This window comes from Micromonospora noduli, assembly GCF_003264475.1.
In the GTDB taxonomy this organism is placed as follows: domain Bacteria; phylum Actinomycetota; class Actinomycetes; order Mycobacteriales; family Micromonosporaceae; genus Micromonospora; species Micromonospora noduli.
The window spans coordinates 1-17,810 of sequence record NZ_PYAC01000040.1 but is presented as its reverse complement, the minus strand read 5'-3'; the positions used below and the strand labels follow the sequence as shown (position 1 = coordinate 17,810).

Annotated in this window: 13 protein-coding genes; 6 read left to right on the top strand and 7 right to left on the bottom strand. The window is 71.4% G+C overall.

Translation table 11 applies throughout. The features are described from left to right. The first annotated feature begins 22 nt into the window (after nucleotides 1-22). On the top strand, nucleotides 23-1,360 hold the full coding sequence (locus tag MED15_RS34370) for a hypothetical protein (protein ID WP_244220611.1): 1,338 nt from the start codon (nucleotides 23-25) through the stop codon (nucleotides 1,358-1,360). 262 nt (nucleotides 1,361-1,622) lie between these two features. On the opposite strand, the gene MED15_RS27110 is transcribed toward MED15_RS34370, so the two are convergent. Beyond that, nucleotides 1,623-2,312, bottom strand: a complete 690-nt coding sequence (locus MED15_RS27110; RefSeq protein ID WP_091409949.1) for a lysophospholipid acyltransferase family protein — start codon at nucleotides 2,310-2,312, stop codon at nucleotides 1,623-1,625. Between the two features lie 105 nt (nucleotides 2,313-2,417). Next, on the bottom strand, nucleotides 2,418-5,564 hold the full coding sequence (gene ileS, locus MED15_RS27105) for an isoleucine--tRNA ligase (protein WP_112737292.1): 3,147 nt from the start codon (nucleotides 5,562-5,564) through the stop codon (nucleotides 2,418-2,420). A 310-nt stretch (nucleotides 5,565-5,874) separates the two neighbouring features. Between ileS and MED15_RS27095 the strand changes: the two genes are divergently transcribed. Continuing rightward, on the top strand, nucleotides 5,875-6,894 hold the full coding sequence (locus MED15_RS27095; RefSeq protein WP_112604346.1) for an ArsR family transcriptional regulator: 1,020 nt from the start codon (nucleotides 5,875-5,877) through the stop codon (nucleotides 6,892-6,894). Nucleotides 6,895-7,211: 317 nt separating this feature from the next. Here MED15_RS27095 and MED15_RS27085 read toward each other — a convergent pair whose 3' ends face one another. Beyond that, a complete protein-coding gene (locus tag MED15_RS27085; protein WP_112604348.1) occupies nucleotides 7,212-8,762 on the bottom strand; it encodes an alkaline phosphatase D family protein in 1,551 nt (516 codons plus the stop codon). A gap of 230 nt (nucleotides 8,763-8,992) precedes the next feature. Between MED15_RS27085 and MED15_RS27080 the strand changes: the two genes are divergently transcribed. Together MED15_RS27080 and sigJ are read left to right on the top strand one after the other, a co-directional pair. After that, complete coding sequence (locus MED15_RS27080; protein ID WP_208646735.1) at nucleotides 8,993-9,424, top strand: carboxymuconolactone decarboxylase family protein; 432 nt, start codon at nucleotides 8,993-8,995, stop codon at nucleotides 9,422-9,424. Further along, nucleotides 9,421-10,299: an RNA polymerase sigma factor SigJ gene (gene sigJ / locus MED15_RS27075; RefSeq protein WP_112737290.1), complete on the top strand. Its 879-nt coding sequence runs from the start codon at nucleotides 9,421-9,423 to the stop codon at nucleotides 10,297-10,299. Before MED15_RS27080 ends, sigJ begins: the two co-directional genes overlap by 4 nt. A 38-nt stretch (nucleotides 10,300-10,337) precedes the next feature. Here sigJ and ndk read toward each other — a convergent pair whose 3' ends face one another. Continuing rightward, nucleotides 10,338-10,763, bottom strand: coding sequence for a nucleoside-diphosphate kinase (gene ndk / locus MED15_RS27070; RefSeq protein ID WP_091409968.1), 426 nt, complete (start codon nucleotides 10,761-10,763; stop codon nucleotides 10,338-10,340). A gap of 141 nt (nucleotides 10,764-10,904) precedes the next feature. Here ndk and MED15_RS27065 point away from each other — a divergent pair, with 141 nt between their 5' ends. Beyond that, a complete protein-coding gene (locus tag MED15_RS27065; protein WP_112586020.1) occupies nucleotides 10,905-12,404 on the top strand; it encodes a VOC family protein in 1,500 nt (499 codons plus the stop codon). 38 nt (nucleotides 12,405-12,442) lie between these two features. Here MED15_RS27065 and MED15_RS27060 read toward each other — a convergent pair whose 3' ends face one another. The 3 genes from MED15_RS27060 to MED15_RS27050 are packed head-to-tail and all read right to left on the bottom strand — an operon-like array spanning nucleotide 12,443 to nucleotide 16,823. Then, entirely contained in the window at nucleotides 12,443-12,877 is a 435-nt protein-coding gene (locus tag MED15_RS27060; RefSeq protein ID WP_112586022.1) for a DUF4233 domain-containing protein, read from the bottom strand. Then, nucleotides 12,874-14,208 (bottom strand): bifunctional folylpolyglutamate synthase/dihydrofolate synthase, encoded by a 1,335-nt coding sequence (locus MED15_RS27055; protein ID WP_112586024.1) that lies wholly within the window; start codon nucleotides 14,206-14,208, stop codon nucleotides 12,874-12,876. Before MED15_RS27055 ends, MED15_RS27060 begins: the two co-directional genes overlap by 4 nt. Further along, a complete protein-coding gene (locus tag MED15_RS27050) occupies nucleotides 14,205-16,823 on the bottom strand; it encodes a valine--tRNA ligase (protein ID WP_112737288.1) in 2,619 nt (872 codons plus the stop codon). The genes MED15_RS27055 and MED15_RS27050 overlap by 4 nt, the downstream gene beginning before the upstream one ends. Nucleotides 16,824-16,892: 69 nt before the next feature. On the opposite strand from MED15_RS27050, the gene MED15_RS27045 reads away from it, so the two are divergent. Next, on the top strand, nucleotides 16,893-17,579 hold the full coding sequence (locus tag MED15_RS27045) for a hypothetical protein (RefSeq protein WP_112737286.1): 687 nt from the start codon (nucleotides 16,893-16,895) through the stop codon (nucleotides 17,577-17,579). Nucleotides 17,580-17,810 lie beyond the last annotated feature (231 nt).

Sequence of the window (17,810 nt, the reverse complement as noted above, 5' to 3'; positions counted from 1 at the left end):
GGCGCGAGAGGAGATTGCCGCGATGCCGGAGCCCCAGCCGGGAGCACGGCCGGCCGACGGGAGCACCCCGGGCGCGGAGCCGGAGCGGGACCGGGCGGTCGCCGACGAGCCGACCTCCCCACCCGTACCCCCGGACCAGCCGGAACCCTCGGACCAGCCAGAACCCCCGGACCAGCCGGAACCCTCGGACCACCCGGAACCCTCGGACCACCCGGAACCCTCGGACCACCCGGAGTCCTCGGACCAGCCGGAGTCCTCGGACCAGCCGGAGCCTGCCGCGACCGCGGAGGTCCCGACGCCCAGGTGGAGCGGTTCGGCCCCGGTACCACCGCCGCTGCCCCGCCGACCCGTCTGGGGCGAGTCGGCCGAACCGACCCCTCCCCCGCCGGTGGCCGTCGGGCCGCCGGAGCACCAGACACCGGTCGACCCGTGGGCCGGCGTGGACACCGGCGGCTGGGACCTGCCCTCCGCCGAACTGCCCCCGCTGCCGCCCACGCTGTCGTATCCGACGCCGCCGGACACCCGGCAGTGGTCCGGGCCGCCCGCTCCTCCGGCCGTATCGCGGGACACCCGGCAGTGGTCCGGGCCGCCCGCTTCCCCGGCCGGGCCCCACCCGGTGCCGCCGGCCGCCCCGGGCGCACCGCGGGCCATCGGACCCATGGTGCCGGCCAGACCGATGTCACCACCCGCACCACCCGCGCCGCCGAAGGTGCCGAAGCAACGCCGGGGCCGGCGATCCACCGCGCCACCGCCATCGGCACCGCCGGGCTGGCAGGCCCCCAAGGGGTACGTGCCGGTACCGGTCCGCCGTCGACGCCGCTGGCCGTGGCTGCTGCTGCTCAGCCTGGCCTGCTGCTGTGGCTGCCCCGCCTACTACGGGTTCCCGATCTCGGCCCAGTACCCGGCGCGCGCGGCGCTGCCCGTCCAGGTGGACGACCTCAGCCTGCGACAGGACGGCCGCAGCACGGAGACCGCCAAGAAGTTGGAGGGCGAGGTACGCAAGGAGCACTGGCTCGCCGAGGACACGTTCGCCGGCGTCTACGCCACGACGAGCGGCAAGCGGGTGACGGTCTTCGGCGGCACCGGCTTCCGGCTGAGCCCGGAGTCGGATGCGGAGGCCGAGATCAGCCGGCTCACCGAGCGGTACGCCCTGGATGCCCCGGAGACCGTGGACACCGGTGTGCGGGGCAGGCACGAACGGTGCGCGGTGGGTAGCGCCGACGGCAGTGCCGTGGTGGTCTGCACGTCGGTCGACCACGGCAGCATCGCCACCGGCGTGTTCACCCGGCTCTCCGTCGCCGACAGTGCCGAACTGCTGGGCACCCTGCGCGCCCAGATCGTCCAACCCGAGCGGGGCTGAGCCGCACCCGGGGCGGCCGGGGCGCGGTGATCCGCACCCGTGGCGTTCGGCCCGCGCGCCCGCACCGGCGGCAACAGTCGTGACGTAGCGTCACGCCATGCCGAGGCCACAAGGCAAAAGGCGGTATACCTCTGAGTCATATTTATGACTCAGAGGTATACCGCCTTTTGGACCGGGTGCCTCCCGGCCGGGAGGCACCCGGTCGGGACCATGCAGGGCTGTTTCGATACTGCTGGCAGATCTGCCAGCAGAGGGCACGCGGTCAGGCGTCGCGGGTCGGGTCCGGGTGGGCGCGCGGCGGGGCGTAGCGGGGCACGTACTCCTGGCCGGTGAGCTTCTGGATCTCACTCATCAACTCGTCGGTCATCTGCCGCAGCGAGGTGCGGTCGTCCGGTCGGCCGGTGAAGTCCAGCGGCTTGCCGAATCGAACCGTGATCTTGGCAGTGCCCGGCCGGGGCACCCGGGCACCGATCGGCTGCGCCTTGTCCGTGCCGATCATGCCGACCGGGATGATCGGCACGCCGGCCGAGATCGCCAGCCGGGCCGCGCCGGTCCGCCCCCGGTAGAGCTTGCCGTCCGGCGAGCGGGTGCCCTCCGGGTAGACCACCACCAGGTCACCGCCCTTGAGCGCCGGGATCGCCGCGTCGAACGCGGACAGCGCCGCCCGGCCACCGGCCCGCTCGACCGGGATCGCACCGAGGCCGGTGAGGACAAACTTGGAGATCGCACCCTTCACGCCGGTGCCCTTGAAATATTCCGACTTGGCCCAGAACGCCAGGTGCCGGGGCACGACCGTGCCGAGGAACAACTCGTCGGCCACCGAGAGGTGGTTGCCGGCAAAGACCGCGCCACCGATCTCCGGCACGTGTTCCAGCCCCTCCACGGTCGGGCGGAACGCCAACCGCAGCGTGGGCGCCACGGTGAGCTTGCCGATGGTGTAGAGCAGGGGCACTGGTCCTCCGGCAGATCAGGTGCGAACAGGCGGTGTCACGGTAGCGGACGCCTCCACACCTCCCGGACGGAGGTGGTGAGGCGCCCGCACCCTGGCGATGGTCCCTTATACCCGGCGGACGACCACCGTTACCCGCTCACCATCGCCGACCTCGCCAGCGAAGCCCTCCAGGCCCTCGGTGAAGTCCACCGAGTCGGCCAGCACCTCCGCGGATACGAAGTCGACGTACGCGGACACCGCCGCGTGTACCTCGTCGGACGCCGACACCGACACCACGATCCGGTCCGAGACATCCAGGTCGGCGTCCCGGCGGGCCTGCTGCACCACCCGCACCACGTCGCGGGCCAGCCCCTCGGCGGCCAACTCCGGGGTGACATCGGTGTCCAGCAGCACCACGCCCTCGCCGCCGGGCAGCGGCGCGGACTGCTCGGCGTCGGCGGCGACCAGGCGCAGCTCGTACTCACCCTCGGCGAGGGTGACGCCGGCGGCCACCGGGGCGCCGTCGACCAGCTCCCACTCGCCCGCCTTGACCGCCTTGATCACCTGCTGCACCTGCTTGCCGACCCGCGGGCCGAGCGCCCGCGGCACCACCGTCAACACCTGCTCGCAGTACCCGGACAGCTCCGCACTGAACTCCACAGTCTTCACGTTGACCTCGTCGGCGACCAGGTCGGCGAACGGCCGCAGCTGCTCCGCGGCCGGCGAGGCCACTGTCAACTTCGACAGCGGCAGTCGCACCCGCAGCCCCTTGGCCTTGCGCAGCGACAACGCCGCCGAGGCGACCGCCCGCACGTTGTCCATCGCGGCGACCAGGTCGTGGTCGGCCGGGAACTCGCTCGCATCCGGCCAGTCGGTCAGGTGCACCGAACGTTCCCCGGTCAGGCCACGCCAGATCTCCTCAGCGGTCAGCGGCGCGAGCGGCGCCACCACCCGACAGAGGGTCTCCAGCACCGTCGACAGGGTGTCGAAGGCGTTCGCGTCACCGGACCAGAACCGGTCCCGGGACCGGCGCACGTACCAGTTGGTCAGCGCGTCCAGGTAGGACCGGACGGTGGCGCAGGCACCGGAGATGTCGTACGCGTCCATCTGCGCGCCGACAGTGGACACCAGCTCGTTCGTCTTCGCCAGAACGTACCGGTCGAGCAGGTGTGTGGAGTCGGTGCGCCGCCGCGCCTGGTACCCGTCGGCGTTGGCGTAGAGCGTGAAGAAATACCACACGTTCCACAGCGGCAGCAGCACCTGCCGGACGGCGTCGCGGATGCCCGCCTCGGTGACCGCCATGTCCCCACCGCGCAGCACCGGCGAGGACATCAGCATCCAGCGCATCGCGTCCGAGCCGTACGCGTCGAAGACGTGGTACACGTCCGGGTAGTTGCGCAGGCTCTTGGACATCTTGCGCCCGTCCGAGCCGAGCAGGATGCCGTGGCTCAGGCAGTTGCGGAACGCCGGCCGGTCGAACAGCGCGGTGGCCAGCACGTGCATCGTGTAGAACCAACCGCGGGTCTGCCCGATGTACTCGACGATGAAGTCACCCGGGTAGTGGTGCTCGAACCAGTCGGCGTTCTCGAACGGGTAGTGCACCTGGGCGAACGGCATCGAGCCGGACTCGAACCAGCAGTCCAGCACCTCCGGCACCCGGCGCATCATCGACTGCCCGGTCGGGTCGTCCGGGTTGGGGCGGACCAGGTCGTCCACCGCCGGCCGGTGCAGGTCGGTCAGGCGTACGCCGAAGTCCCGCTCGATGTCGGCAAGCGAACCGTAGACGTCCAGGCGCGGGTAGTTCGGGTCGTCGGACTTCCACGCCGGGATCGGCGAGCCCCAGAACCGGTTCCGGCTGATCGACCAGTCCCGGGCGTTGGCCAGCCACTTGCCGAACGAGCCGTCCTTGATGTGGCCGGGCGTCCAGTTGATCTCCTGGTTCAGCTCGACCATCCGGTCCCGGAACTGCGTCACCGCGACGAACCACGACGACACCGCCTTGTAGACCAGCGGGGTGTCGCAACGCCAGCAGTGCGGGTACGAGTGGGTGTAGGTGTCCTGCTTGAGCACCACCCCCCGGTCCTTCAGCTCCCGGATCACCGGCTTGTTGACGTCGAAGACCTGCTCACCCTGGTACGGCGGGACCAGCGCGGTGAACCGGGTGTGGTCGTCCACAGTGACGATGGTGGGGATGCCGGCGGCGTTGCAGACGTTCTGGTCGTCCTCACCGAAGGCCGGGGCCAGGTGCACGATCCCGGTGCCGTCCTCGGTGGTGACGAACTCCGCGCCGAGCACCTGGTAGGCGTTCTCCCCGGCCTGCTCGACGAGGAAGTCGAACAGCGGCGTGTAGCGGCGTCCGGCCAGGTCCCGGCCGTACACCGTGCCGACCTGCTCGTAGCCTTCCAGCTCCTTGGCGTACGCGGCCAGCCGCGCCGCGCCCACCAGGTAGCGGTCGCCGTCGCGCTCCAGCACCGCGTACTCGATGTCGGGCCCGACGGCGAGCGCCAGGTTCGACGGCAGGGTCCACGGCGTGGTGGTCCAGACGCCCAGCTTGACGGGCCCGCGCACCAACTCCGGCGCGGACTCGTCGGCGGTCAGCTCGAACCACACCGACAGTGTGGGGTCGTGCCGGTCCCGGTAGACGTCGTCCATCCGGGTCTCGGTGTTCGACAGCGGCGTCTCACAGCGCCAGCAGTACGCCAGCACCCGGAAGCCCTCGTAGATCAGACCCTTGTCGTGCAGGGTCTTGAAGGCCCACATGACGCTTTCCATGTAGTCCAGGTCGAGGGTCTTGTAGTCGTTGGTGAAGTCGACCCAGCGGGCCTGCCGGTTGATGTACCGCTCCCAGTCCTGGGTGAACTCCAGCACCGAGGCACGGCAGGCCTCGTTGAACCGGTCCACGCCCAGGTCGATGATCTCCGCCTTGCTGGTGATGCCGAGCTGCTTCTCGGCCACCACCTCGGCGGGCAGGCCGTGGCAGTCCCAGCCGAAGCGCCGCTCGACGTGCCGGCCGCGCATGGTCTGGTAGCGCGGCACCACGTCCTTGACGTAGCCGGTGAAGAGGTGACCGTAGTGCGGCAGGCCGTTGGCGAACGGCGGGCCGTCGTAGAAGACGTACTCGTTCTTGCCGTCCGTGCCGGCGGGGCGGGCCTCGATGCTGGCCTCGAAGGTCTTGTCGGCCGTCCAGTGCTCCAGCACCCGGCGCTCGACCGCGGGCAGGTCCGGGCTCGCCGGCACACCGGCGGCGGTCGGGTCGTGCAACGGATAGGCCATCGGGGGTCGCTCTCCTCGTGCAGTCACTCAACGTGGGACTGCGAGGACGAACCTTTCCGGGGTACGCCTCAAACGGCGCTCCCGGGTGGCCCGCGGTACCACCCCGCTTGGCGGTCAGGATCGACCGCCCGCTCATTGTCGGCTGTGACGGGCCGCACCCGTCCGGTTCTACTGGGCCGGTTGCCCGGCTGTTCTTCCGGAGGCTCACCGGTGATGGCCGGGTCATCGCCTTACGGTGCCCAACGATACAAGACCCGCCCCCCAACCCGCCGCCGAGTGAAGGCACGCGCCGGCACCCTAGGCTGTCCGGATGATCCGGATCGAATTGGACGAGCCGACGCTGGCCCGCACCCGGATCGCCACCAGCCCGCTCTGGGAGGTGCTGACCAGCCTGTTCGTGCTGCAACGCCATCCGAAAGAGGCGCCCTGGCCGTACACCGCCTGGGCGCGGCACGCACGGCGGGTGCTCGACGAGGTGCCGGCGACCGGGCCGGCCCGGCTGCTGACCGTCGGCCTACCCGCACCGGACTTCCTCAGCCCGCTCCCCACGTCGGCCGCGCCGACCCTGGCCGACCAGCTCGCCGAACTGCGCGCGACGCCAGCTGAGGTGATCGCCGAGCAGATCCCCCGCTACTACGACCCGGACGACCTGCCGGGATGGCTCGGCCCGTTCGTCACGGACCGGCGGGCCGCCCTGGACCGGCTCGCCGACGGCATCGAGGCGTATTGGGACGCGGCCATCGCGCCGTGGTGGCCGGCGATGCGGGCGGCGCTGGACGAGGAGGTGCTGCACCGGGCGCGGGCGCTCGCCGCGCACGGTCCGGACGCGTTGCTGGCCGACCTGCACGAGCGGGTGCGCTGGGAGAAGCCGGTGCTGACGCTGGTGAAGCCGTCGGAGCAGCAGTTCACGGCGGTCGACCAGCGGCTCCTGCTGATTCCTCTGATCTTCTCGCAGGGAGCACTCATCTGCGCCACCGACCATCCGGAGATCATCGCCGTCTCCTACCAGGCGCGCGGCGCGGTGGTGCTGGCCGAGGGTGGGCCCAGCTCGGCGCCCCGGACGACACCGGCCACGGATCGGCTGGCGGTGCTGGTCGGCCGAGGCCGTGCCCAGGTGCTGCGGGCGCTGACCCGGCCGGCGACCACCGCCGGCCTCGCGGCCACCCTGGGGCTGGCCCCGAGCACCGTCTCGGAGCAGCTCTCCGCGCTGCTCACCGCCGGTGTGGTGCATCGCCGTCGGGTGGGCCGACGGGTGCTGTACGGCCTGGAACCGGCCGGCGTGGCACTGGTGCAGCTCATCGGCGACGAGCCGGCGAGCGCCTCGGCCTGAGCATTCGGCTCGATCCGAATCCGTTTCCCACCCGTCCCGGTCGCTCCTAGCGTGCGGGTCACGAACTAACACGCGATCGAGGCGGTCGGGCTGCGCCGCAGGTACCGCAGCCGCAGGGGATGGTGGCGACCCAGCGTCGGGAGGTTCAGGCAGTCCGCGGCGTCAACCTGACGGTTGGCAACGGGGAGCTGTTCGGCCTGCTCGGGCCGAACGGCGCTGGGCACCCTCCAACCCCGGCCCCGACCCGGTTGACCATGAAGTTGTCGCCTTCCCTCGTCGGCGTGTCGTGGCAACAACTTCATGATCAACCGAGGGGGTCAGGGGGCCGGGAGGGTCGTGGACCAGAGGGAGGCGCCGTCTCGGTCGCGCAGGTGGACCGTCAGGGCCTCGGACTCACCGTCGATGGTGACCTCACCGAAGTGCTGGAAGCCTCCCGCCGGGCCCGTGTTGGCCACCGGCGGCGCGTGCACGAAGGCCGCCTGCGGCCCGAACGTGCCGTCCAGCGCGTTCGGGCCGAACGCACCGGCGTGCGCCGGGCCGGAGACGAACTCCCAGAACGGGGTGAAGTCGCCGACCGCCGCGCGGGACGGGTCGTAGTGGTGCGCGGCCGAGTAGTGAACGTCGGCGGTCAGGAAGACCATGCCGGTCACCCCGGCCCGGTGGGTGGCCCGCAACACCTCGGCGAACTCCAACTCCCGGCCCGCCGGCGCGCCCGGATCGCCCTGCGCGACACCCTCCTGCGCGCCCGGACCGTCCGGCACCACCACGCCGATCGGAAGGTCGTTGGCGATCACCTTCCAGGTCGCCGTGGAGCGCTTCAGCTCCCGGATCAGCCACTCCCGCTGCTGCCGGCCGAGCAGACCACGCTTCGGGTCGGCGTACGTGTTGCCGTCGTTCGGGTCCTTGTGGGTACGCATGTCGAGCACGAACACGTCCAGCGACGGCCCGTACGACAGCCGCCGGTACATCGGCCCGTCGACCGGCACCGGTAGCCACTCGTTGAACGCCTGGCGGGCCCGGGCGGCGAGCACGTCGACCCGCCGCTCGGTGTAGCGCGGGTCGTCCAGGATCTCGCCCGGGTACCAGTTGTTCAGGACCTCGTGGTCGTCCCACTGGTTGATCTGCGGCACCGCCGCGGCGAACTCCCGCAGGTGCTCGTCGAGCAGGTTGTACGCGAACTGCCCGCGGTACTCGGTCAGCGTCTCGGCGACCTTGCTCTTCTCCGGGGTGACCAGGTTGCGCCAGATCCGCCCGTCGGGCAGCGTCACCGACTCGACCAGCGGGCCGTCGGCGTACACCGTGTCGCCGCTGCACAGGAAGAAGTCCGGCCGGGTCTGCCGCATCGCCCGGAAAATCGACATGCCGCCGAAGTTCGGGTCGATCCCCCAGCCCTGCCCGACCACGTCGCCGGTCCAGACGAACTTCACGTCGCGTCGCCGGTGCCGCCCCGGCGCGGTGGTCAGCGTCCCGGCCAGCGGCTCGCTGACCACCCCGTGCCGATCCAGGCTCTCCACCCGCACCCGGTAGTGCAGCCGCTCGGCGTCCGGCAGGCCCCGCAGCCGGACCTTTCCGGTGAAGTCGCCGTTCGGGCCGAGCACCGGGCCGCGCAACTTGCGCGCCCCCCGGAAGTCCGGCCGACGGCTCACCTCGACCAGCATCCGGCCCGGCCGGTCGGCCCGCGTCCAGACCAGCGCCGAGTCCGCGGTCACGTCACCGCTCTGTACGCCGTGGGTGAGCACCGGGCGCGCCGCCGGGCGCCAGGCCGGGGCGGCGTTCGCGCCGGCACCGCCCAGCAGGGCGCCGCCGGCGGCTCCGGCACCGACCATCAGGCCGGTCCGCAGCAGGGTACGTCGATCAAGCTCGGTCATGCTTCCTCCCGATCATGGGTTGACCCCGTGGGTCTATCGGGCGGAGGTGACCGTGAGCGGCGGCCCGGGTGACGCGAACACGAACGCCGGTCGTCGGTCGTTCGGTCGACGTGCCGCCCACCCCGGCCACCTCGGCGACATGAGCGGGATCACAGCCGGTGTTGTCACAACCCGGCCCGGCCCACACGTCGTACCCGCGTCGGACCGATTAGGAGGTAGTCGTGCAACGGATGAACCCGGCCGAGGTCGCACCGCAGGCGTACAAGGCCGTCATGGGGTTGGAGAAGTACGTCCAGACGAACGTCGACCGCACCGTGCTGGAACTGGTCAAGCTGCGGGCGTCGATGATCAACGGGTGCGCGTACTGCGTGGACATGCACAGCCGGGACGCGCTCGCCGGCGGCGAGTCGAGCCAGCGGCTCTTCGCGGTCGCCACCTGGCGGGAGGCGCCCTTCTTCGACGAGCGGGAGCGGGCCGCGCTGGCCCTCACCGACGCGGTCACCCGCCTCGGCGAGCACGGGGTGCCGGACGAGGTGTGGAATGACGCCGCGAAGGTCTGGTCGGAGAAGGAACTGGCCGACCTCGTCATCGCGATTGCCACAATCAACGTGTGGAATCGGATCGGTGTGACGATGCGGCTGGAGCCTCCGGCTCAGGCGTGACCACCGAGGCGGCAGCAGAGGCGGCCGGTGCGCTCGAGGCGCACCGGCCGATGCTGCTTGGGCTCGCGTACCGCCTGCTCGGCAGCCGGCACGACGCGGAGGACGTGCTCCAGGAGGCGTACCTGCGCTGGCTGGGTGTGGACCGGGCCCGGGTCGAGGAGCCGCGACGGTACCTGTCCAGGGTGGTCACCCGGCTGGCCCTGGACCGGCTGCGTGCCCGACAGGCGGCCCGCGAGACGTACGTCGGGACATGGCTGCCCGAGCCGGTGCCGACCGCGCCCTCGCCGTTCGGGCCGTTGGACCGGGTGGAGCTACGCGACTCGCTCTCCACCGCGTTGCTGCACGTCCTGGAGCGGCTCACCCCGCCGGAGCGGGCGGTGTACGTCCTGCACACGGCCTTCGACCTGCCGTACGCGGAGATCGCCGAGATCCTGGACCGGTCCGTCGCCGACTGTCGGCAGCTGTACCACCGGGCGACCGCGCGGGTACGACACGAGCAGCGTCGGTTCACCGCCAGCCGCCCGGAGCGGGAGCGGCTGCTGGACGCGTTCCTCGCCGCCGCCCGCGACGGTGACCTGGCAAGGCTCACCGACCTGGTGGCCGCCGACGCCACCGCGTGGAACGACGGCGGCGGTCGGGCGCGGGCCGCCCTCAACCCGGTCACCGGCGCGGATCGGATAGCCCGGTTCTACGCCGGGGTCTACGGCCCGCGTCACCGGGTGGCGATGGATCCGGTCGAGCTCAACGGGGAGCCGGCGATGCTGATCACCCGCGCGGACGGCAGTCGGTACACGCTGACCATCGCTGCGGCGGACGGACGGATCACCGGGATCTACGTGGTCGGCAACCCGGCGAAGGTGCCGGCGCTCGGCTGAACCCGGGCGTCGTCGGTCGGCCCCCGGGCCGGTGGGCGTCAGCCCAGCTCGGGGAACCAGAGCGCGATCTCGCGCTTGGCGCTGTCCGTCGAGTCGGAGGCGTGCACCAGGTTCTCCCGGTTGGACAGCGACAGGTCACCCCGGATGGTGCCGGCCGCGGCCTTGCGTCCGTCGGTGGCGCCGACCAGCCCGCGGACCACGTCGATGACCTGGTCGCCGGAGAGCACCAGGGCGACCAGCGGGCCGCCGGTCATGAAGTCCTTCAGCGGCGGGTAGAACGCCTTGTCGACGTGCTCGGCGTAGTGCTCGTCGGCGAGCGCGGCATCCATCGTCCGGTGCACCATCGCGTCGATCCGCAGCCCCTTGCGCTCGAAGCGGGAGAGGACCTCGCCGACCAGGCCGCGGCGAACCGCGTCGGGCTTGATCAGAACGAGGCTGCGCTCATCCGGGCTGTTGCTGGACACGCTGGGTTCCTCCTGTACGCGCAGAACGCTTGGGATCGGTACGGTCAGCCTAGCGACCCGGTCCCGGTGCCGGCGCGGCGGCCGGTCTTTCCCCCGGTGGCCGATCCGGCCTAGCCTGGTCCTGACCCCGGGAGGTCCACTGTGGCGAATGGCGGGAACCGACCCATCGCGCCGGTACGCAAGCTGATCGGCGCGGTGCTGGGCACCGTGGCCACGTTCGTCGTCCTGTTCGGGCTCGGCATGACGAGTTGGGCCATCGTGGCTCTCGGGGTCGCCCTGCTGGTGCTGGCGATCGCGCTGGCGACCGTACGCGGCGGCGGTCGCACGTGGGTCGTCGGCGTCGGGCACGTGCACAGCGCCTCCGAACCACCCACCCAGTACGCGTTCGGCCGCTGCGAACTGCAACTGGTGATTGACGCCCCTGGTCTGCCGCCGCGCTCCAAGAAGATCATTGAGCCGAGGGTGCCGGTCTCCAAGTGGCCGTCGCTGGGCCAGACCCTGCCGATCCGGGTCGCGTTGGACGACCAGCGGCACGTCAAGGTCCTCTGGGACGAGGTGCCGACCCATGCCGAGACCGCCGCTGCCGTCGCCGATCTTCCGCCGGAGTTCGCCGACGCGGAGGCGATGGACGAGCTGTTGATCCAGCAGGACGCGCCGCCGTGGGCCGACCGCGCACCCGACGACGACTTCCGCGACGACTTCCGCGACCCGGTCGGTGACCCGTTCCGGGACCCGGTCGGTGACCCGTTCCGCGACCCGCTCGGTGACCCGCTGCGCACCGACCCTTCGCGGGACGACCTCCGGCGCGACGATCCGGGCGTCATGCCCGAGGAGCGCGAGCCCGTGGTGATGCACCAGAGCCCGGGTGGCCCGGTGGTGTTGGAGGGCGTCGTCGTCGAGCCGCAGTCCGGTGGGCTGCCCCGACGGGCGACCACTCCGGCACCGCGCCCGCCCGCCGAGGAGCGCTTCGACGAGCCCGCCGCCGACCGGTTCGACGCCTCGGAGGAGGGCGGCACGACCGCCCCACCCGCCGAGGACCCCGTCGACCCGCCCAGCGCGCAGCGCTTCGAGCAGGCCGGCGCACAGCGCTTCGACCCGCCGCCCGCGCAGCGGTCCGGCCCGGGCGGGGCCGACCCGCTGGACCCACTCGATCTTCCGCTGGACGATCCCTCCCCGGCCGGGGCCGCACGCACGACCGTGACCGACGAGGAACTGGACCAGGCGATCTTCGGGTTCGACGCCGGCTCGGGCGCGGACCCAGCCGGGCCGATCAGCGGGGTGGGCCTCACGCTGCTGGTCACCGACCTGCCCCGGTCGCTCAATTTCTACCGCGACGTGCTCGGCTTCAGCGAGGTCGACCAGGGTGCCCACAACGCCGTCCTGGCCTCCGGGTCGACCCGGATCGTCCTGCGCGAGGTGACCGGGGCGGCACCCATCAGCCGCCGACTCGTACACGTCAACCTTGAGGTGAGCGACATCGAGGCGGCGTACGAACGGTTGCGCGAGTCGGGGGTCCGCTTCACGTACGCGCCCCGGGTGGTCAACCGGGGCACCAAGCTGGAGGGGTGGGCTGCGGCCTTCCGCGACCCGGATGGCCACGGCGTCGCCCTCACCCAGTGGCGCGAACGCGCCGACGCCTGACCCGGCCCGCCTTCGGACGGCGCCGGCCGGGCCGGGCGTCAGCCGAGAATGACGCGGCGAACGTGCAACGCGTACGCCCAGACCAGGGCGAAGATGATGCCCAGCCCGAGCAGCGACCAGTGCAGCAGACCGCCCAGCAACAGCAGGCCCTGAAGCACGGTGCCGGCGTTCCAGGCCCACTGCCGACGCATCATGCCGGCGAGCACCACGGCGGCCACCGCCAGTGCCACCACCGCACCGATCGCGGCGCCGCCGAGGTCACCGCCGACCACCCGGATCGGCTGGATCGCCAGCAACAGCACCAGCGCCTCCAGGCTGAGCGTGCCAGCGCCGAGACCGCGTACCGCCCGCTCCGGGTTGCGCAACCCGGAGCGTCGCGGCTGCCCGGCCGTGGGCTCCTCCCCCACCGGCTGCTCGACCGGCGGGCCGGTCGGGTCCTCGGTGGGGTGCGGGTCCCGCTCCGGGCTGGTCATCGCTTCAGCAGCCGGCGCGCGTCGGCGACCGTCACCACGGACCCGGTGACCAGCACCCCGACGCCGCTCAGCTCACCGGGGACGTCCTCCTCGGCCATCGCCACCGCCAACTCGATGGCGTCCGGCATCTCCTCGGCCGAGGCCACCCGCTCCTCGCCGAAGATCTCGGCGGCCAGCGCGCCGAGTTCCTCCGTCGGCATCGCCCGTGGCGAGCTGTTGCGGGTGACCACCACCTGGTCGACGACCGGCTCCAGCAACTCCAGCAGCGCTTCGGCGTCCTTGTCGGCCAGTACGCCGATCACGGCCACCAGCTTGCTGAACGCGAACTCCTCCTGGAGCGCGGTGACGGTGGCCTTCATGCCGTGCGGGTTGTGCGCGCCGTCCAACAGGATGGTCGGGGCGTTACGGACCCGCTCCAGCCGACCCGGGGAGCTGGTCGAGGCGAAGCCCTCCCGGACCGCCTCGATGTCCAGCTGACGTCGAGCCCCCGCACCCAGGAACGCCTCCACGGCGGCGAGCGCCATTGCCGCGTTCTGCGCCTGGTGGGCACCGTGCAGCGGAATGAACACGTCGTCGTACACGCCACCCAGCCCCTGGAGGGTGAGCACCTGGCCCCCGACCGCCACCGCCCGACCCAACACGCCGAACTCGCCGCCCTCCCGGGCGAGCGTGGCCCCGACCTCGGCGCAGCGTTCGAGGAGGGGACCAGCGGCCTCCTCCTCCTGGGCCGCCGAGATCACGGTGGCCCCCGGGTGGATGATGCCGGCCTTGGCCAGCGCGATGTCCTGCAGCGTGTCACCGAGCCACTCGGTGTGGTCCAGGCCGATCGGGGTGATCACGCAGACCCCCGCCTGGAGAACGTTCGTGGCGTCCTCGGCACCACCGAGGCCGACCTCGACCACCGCGATGTCGACCGGCGCGTCGGCGAACGTGGCGAACGCCAGCGCGGTGGTCATGTCGAAGTACGTCAGCGGCTCGTCCGACCGCGCGTCGACCAGCTCGGCCAGCGGCTTGATCTCCCGGTACACCGACGCGAACCGTTCCTCGCTGACCGGCTCCCCGTCCAGGCTGATCCGCTCCCGGACGGTCTCCAGGTGCGGGCTGGTGTACCGCCCGGTGTGCAGCCCGTGCGCCCGCAGCAGCGAGTCGATCATCCGCGCGGTGGAGGTCTTGCCGTTGGTGCCGGTCAGGTGGATCGCCGGGTACGCCCGCTGCGGGCTGCCGAGCAGGTCGAGCAGTGACTCGATCCGGTCCAGCTCGAAGACCATGCGGGTGAAACCGCGGGCGTTCAGCTCGGCTTCGACGGCGGCGAATTCGTTACGGTCGGTCACGAGGGCAGTGTCTCCAGAGCAGCGTCGATCCGGACCAGGTCGGCCTCGGCGGTGGCGAGCCGGTCGCGGATCTTCGCGACCACCGGCTCGGGGGCCTTGCCGATGAAGGCAGGGTTGTCGAGCTTCGCCCGGGCCTGCGCGACCTCCTTCTCGGCTGCCGCGCGGTCCTTCGTCAGCCGGGCCCGCTCGGCGGCCACGTCGATCGACCCCCGGGTGTCCAACGCGACGCCTACCGCGCCGGGCATGGCCAACGTGGCGCTGGCCTGGAAGTCGTCACCGGCCGGGTCCAACCGGACCAGCGAACGGATCAGCGGCTCGTGGGCAGCGATACCCGCACCGGACAGCCCGTCCAGGCGGGCAGCCACCCGCTGCGTGGGGCGCAGCCCCTGGTCGGAACGGAACCGGCGGATCTCGGTGACCACCCGCTGCACGCCGACCAGCTCGGCCTCGGCGGCGTCGTCGACCAGCGACCGGTCGGCCACCGGCCAGGCCGCGGCCTGCACCGTCTCGCCGCCGGTCAGCGCGAGCCACAGCTCCTCGGTGACGAACGGGATGACCGGGTGCAGCAGCCGCAGCAGCTGGTCGAGCACGTGCCCGAGCACCCGGCGGCTGGCCTCCGCGCGCTCACCGCCCTCGGCGAGCACCGGCTTGCTCAGCTCGACGTACCAGTCACAGACGTCGTCCCAGGCGAAGTGGTACAGCAGGTCACACACCTTGGCGAACTCGTACGCCTCGAACTGCTCGTCGACCTCGGCGGTGACGTGCGCCAACCGGGACAGGATCCACCGGTCGACGGTGGAGAGCTGCTCGGTGGGAGGCAGGTCGCCAGTGGTGTGCGCACCGTTCATCAGGGCGAACCGGGTGGCGTTCCAGAGCTTGTTGCAGAAGTTGCGGGAGCCCTGGCACCACTCCTCGCTGACCGGGACGTCCTGGCCGGGGTTCGCGCCCCGCGCCAGGGTGAACCGGGTGGCGTCGGCGCCGTACCGGTCGATCCAGTCGAGCGGGTCGACCACGTTGCCGAACGACTTCGACATCTTCTTGCCGAACTGGTCACGGACCATGCCGTGCAGCGCGACCACGTCGAAGGGCGGCCGGCCGTCCATCGCGTAGAGGCCGAACATCATCATCCGGGCGACCCAGAAGAACAGGATGTCGTACCCGGTGACCAGCACGCTGGTCGGGTAGAACTTCGCCAGGTCCGGGGTCTGCTCGGGCCAGCCCAGGGTGGAGAACGGCCACAGGCCGCTGGAGAACCAGGTGTCCAGGACGTCCTCGTCCTGGTGCCAGCCCTCGCCGGTCGGCGGCGCCTCGTCGGGGCCGACGCAGATGATCTCACCCGCCGGGCCGTACCACACCGGGATGCGGTGCCCCCACCACAGCTGCCGGGAGATGCACCAGTCGTGCATGTTGTCGACCCAGGCGAAGTAGCGCTTGGCCAGCTCGGCCGGCTCGATGCGGACCCGGCCGTCGCGCACCGCGTCACCCGCGGCCTGGGCCAGCGGGGCGGTGTTGACGAACCACTGCAGCGACAGCCGCGGCTCGACCGTGGTCTTGCACCGCGAGCAGTGCCCGACCGCGTGCACGTACGGGCGCTTCTCGGCGACGATCCGGCCCTGCTCCCGCAGCGCCGCCACGATCGCCGGTCGCGCCTCGAACCGGTCCAACCCCTCGAACGGGCCGGGCACGGTGATCACACCGCGCTCGTCCATCACGGTCAGCGCGGGCAGGTCGTGCCGCTGGCCGATCTCGAAGTCGTTCGGGTCGTGCGCCGGCGTCACCTTGACCATGCCGGTGCCGAAGGACGGGTCGACGTGCGCGTCGGCGACGATCGGGATCCGGCGGCCGGTCAGCGGCAGCTCGACCTCGGTGCCGATCAGGTGCTGGTAGCGCTCGTCGTCGGGGTGCACCGCCACGGCGGTGTCGCCGAGCATCGTCTCGGCCCGGGTGGTGGCCACCACGACCTCGTCGCTGTAGCGGATCGAGATCAGCTCGCCGTCGTCCTCGGTGTGCTCGACCTCGATGTCGGAGAGCGCCGTGAGGCAGCGCGGACACCAGTTGATGATCCGGTTGGCCCGGTAGATGAGGCCGTCGTCGAAGAGCTTCTTGAAGATCGTCTGGACGGCACGGGTCAGCCCCTCGTCCATGGTGAAGCGCTCGCGGTCCCAGTCGACGGAGTCGCCGAGGCGGCGCATCTGGCCGAGGATGGCGCCACCGGACTCGGCCTTCCACTGCCAGACCCGCTCGACGAACTTCTCCCGGCCGAGATCGTGCCGGGAAAGCCCTTCGGCGGCGAGCTGACGCTCGACCAGGTTCTGGGTGGCGATGCCGGCGTGGTCCATGCCCGGCAGCCACAGCGCCTCGAAGCCCTGCATCCGCTTACGCCGGGTCAACGCGTCCATCAGCGTGTGCTCGAACGCGTGGCCCATGTGCAGCGAGCCGGTGACGTTCGGCGGCGGGATGACGATGGTGAAGGGGGGCTTGTCGCTGTCGGCGGAGGCCCGGAAGTGCCCGCCGGCTACCCACTGCTCGTACCGTCGCTGCTCTACCTCACCGGGCTGGTACTGGCCGGCAAGGGTCGGGGCGTCGGGGCGTCGGGCATCCAGTCTCTCGGTCACCGGACAAGTCTACGGAGGGCTTCCGCAGACCCGACGTGCGCCACCTGCCGTTCGCGTACGGTGTCGGCTATGTCCGACGCACATCTCACCGAGCGGTCGCGCGACGGCGGCCGCGAGCCGGTTGAGCTTTCCGAAGAGCCGATCCAGCTGAGCACCCGGGACTCCGGAGGCGACCCCGACGAGCGGTCCAGCGGCTGGTCACGCCGCCGCAAGATCGGTTGGACGGTCGCACTGGTGGTCGGTCTCGCCGGTGCCGGCGTGCTTGGTGTCGGTGGGTGGCGGGTGGCGCAGCAGAAGGACACCCAACTGGCGTCACCCGATCGGGTGGCGGGTCTGACCCGCGACGACAGCGAGCGCGCGAAAAGCACGGCCGACTATCTGCGCAGCGGCCTGGCGGCGAACATCGAACTGGACCGAAGTTTCGGCACTGTCTACCGCGACCCCGCCGACGACAAGCGCTCGGTGCTCATCTTCGGGGGCACCACCCTGCTCTGGCAGCCGGAACGGGACCTGGACAGCCTCTTCCGCCTGATGTCGGACGAGACCGGTGCGGTGAACGGTCTCCGGGACCTCCCCGCGGGTGATCTCGGCGGGGTGCTGAAGTGTGGCAGCACCAGCGGCGAGGGCGGGGACTTCGCGGTGTGCGGCTGGGCCGACCACGGCAGTGTGGTGATGGCGATGTTCCCGGGCCGGTCGGTCAGCGACGCAGGCGGCCTGCTGCGCAACCTCCGCGACGGCATGCAGACCCGAAACTGACCGGCACCGCCGATCCGTAGGCCGCAAGATCGCGCAACATCCCGGTTGTAGTGGTGTCCGCACGCCGTAAGGCCACTACATCCAGGATCGAGGGTGATCTTGACGGCTTCGAAGCAGCTCGGACCCCCGTGCACGCCCTCACCAGGCCATCGGGGTAGCCCGGGATATCGGGAGCCCCGGGCCGATCAACCAGGCAGGGAAACGTAGGAAAGGGAAACGCAGAAAAGGCCA

Coding starts and splice junctions, on each gene's coding strand:
- MED15_RS34370 (WP_244220611.1), top strand. CDS start 23: ATGCCGGAGCCCCAGCCGGGAGCACGGCCGGCCGACGGGAGCACCCCG.
- ileS (WP_112737292.1), bottom strand. CDS start 5,564: ATGGCCTATCCGTTGCACGACCCGACCGCCGCCGGTGTGCCGGCGAGC.
- MED15_RS27095 (WP_112604346.1), top strand. CDS start 5,875: ATGATCCGGATCGAATTGGACGAGCCGACGCTGGCCCGCACCCGGATC.
- MED15_RS27085 (WP_112604348.1), bottom strand. CDS start 8,762: ATGACCGAGCTTGATCGACGTACCCTGCTGCGGACCGGCCTGATGGTC.
- MED15_RS27080 (WP_208646735.1), top strand. CDS start 8,993: ATGAACCCGGCCGAGGTCGCACCGCAGGCGTACAAGGCCGTCATGGGG.
- MED15_RS27060 (WP_112586022.1), bottom strand. CDS start 12,877: ATGACCAGCCCGGAGCGGGACCCGCACCCCACCGAGGACCCGACCGGC.
- MED15_RS27045 (WP_112737286.1), top strand. CDS start 16,893: ATGTCCGACGCACATCTCACCGAGCGGTCGCGCGACGGCGGCCGCGAG.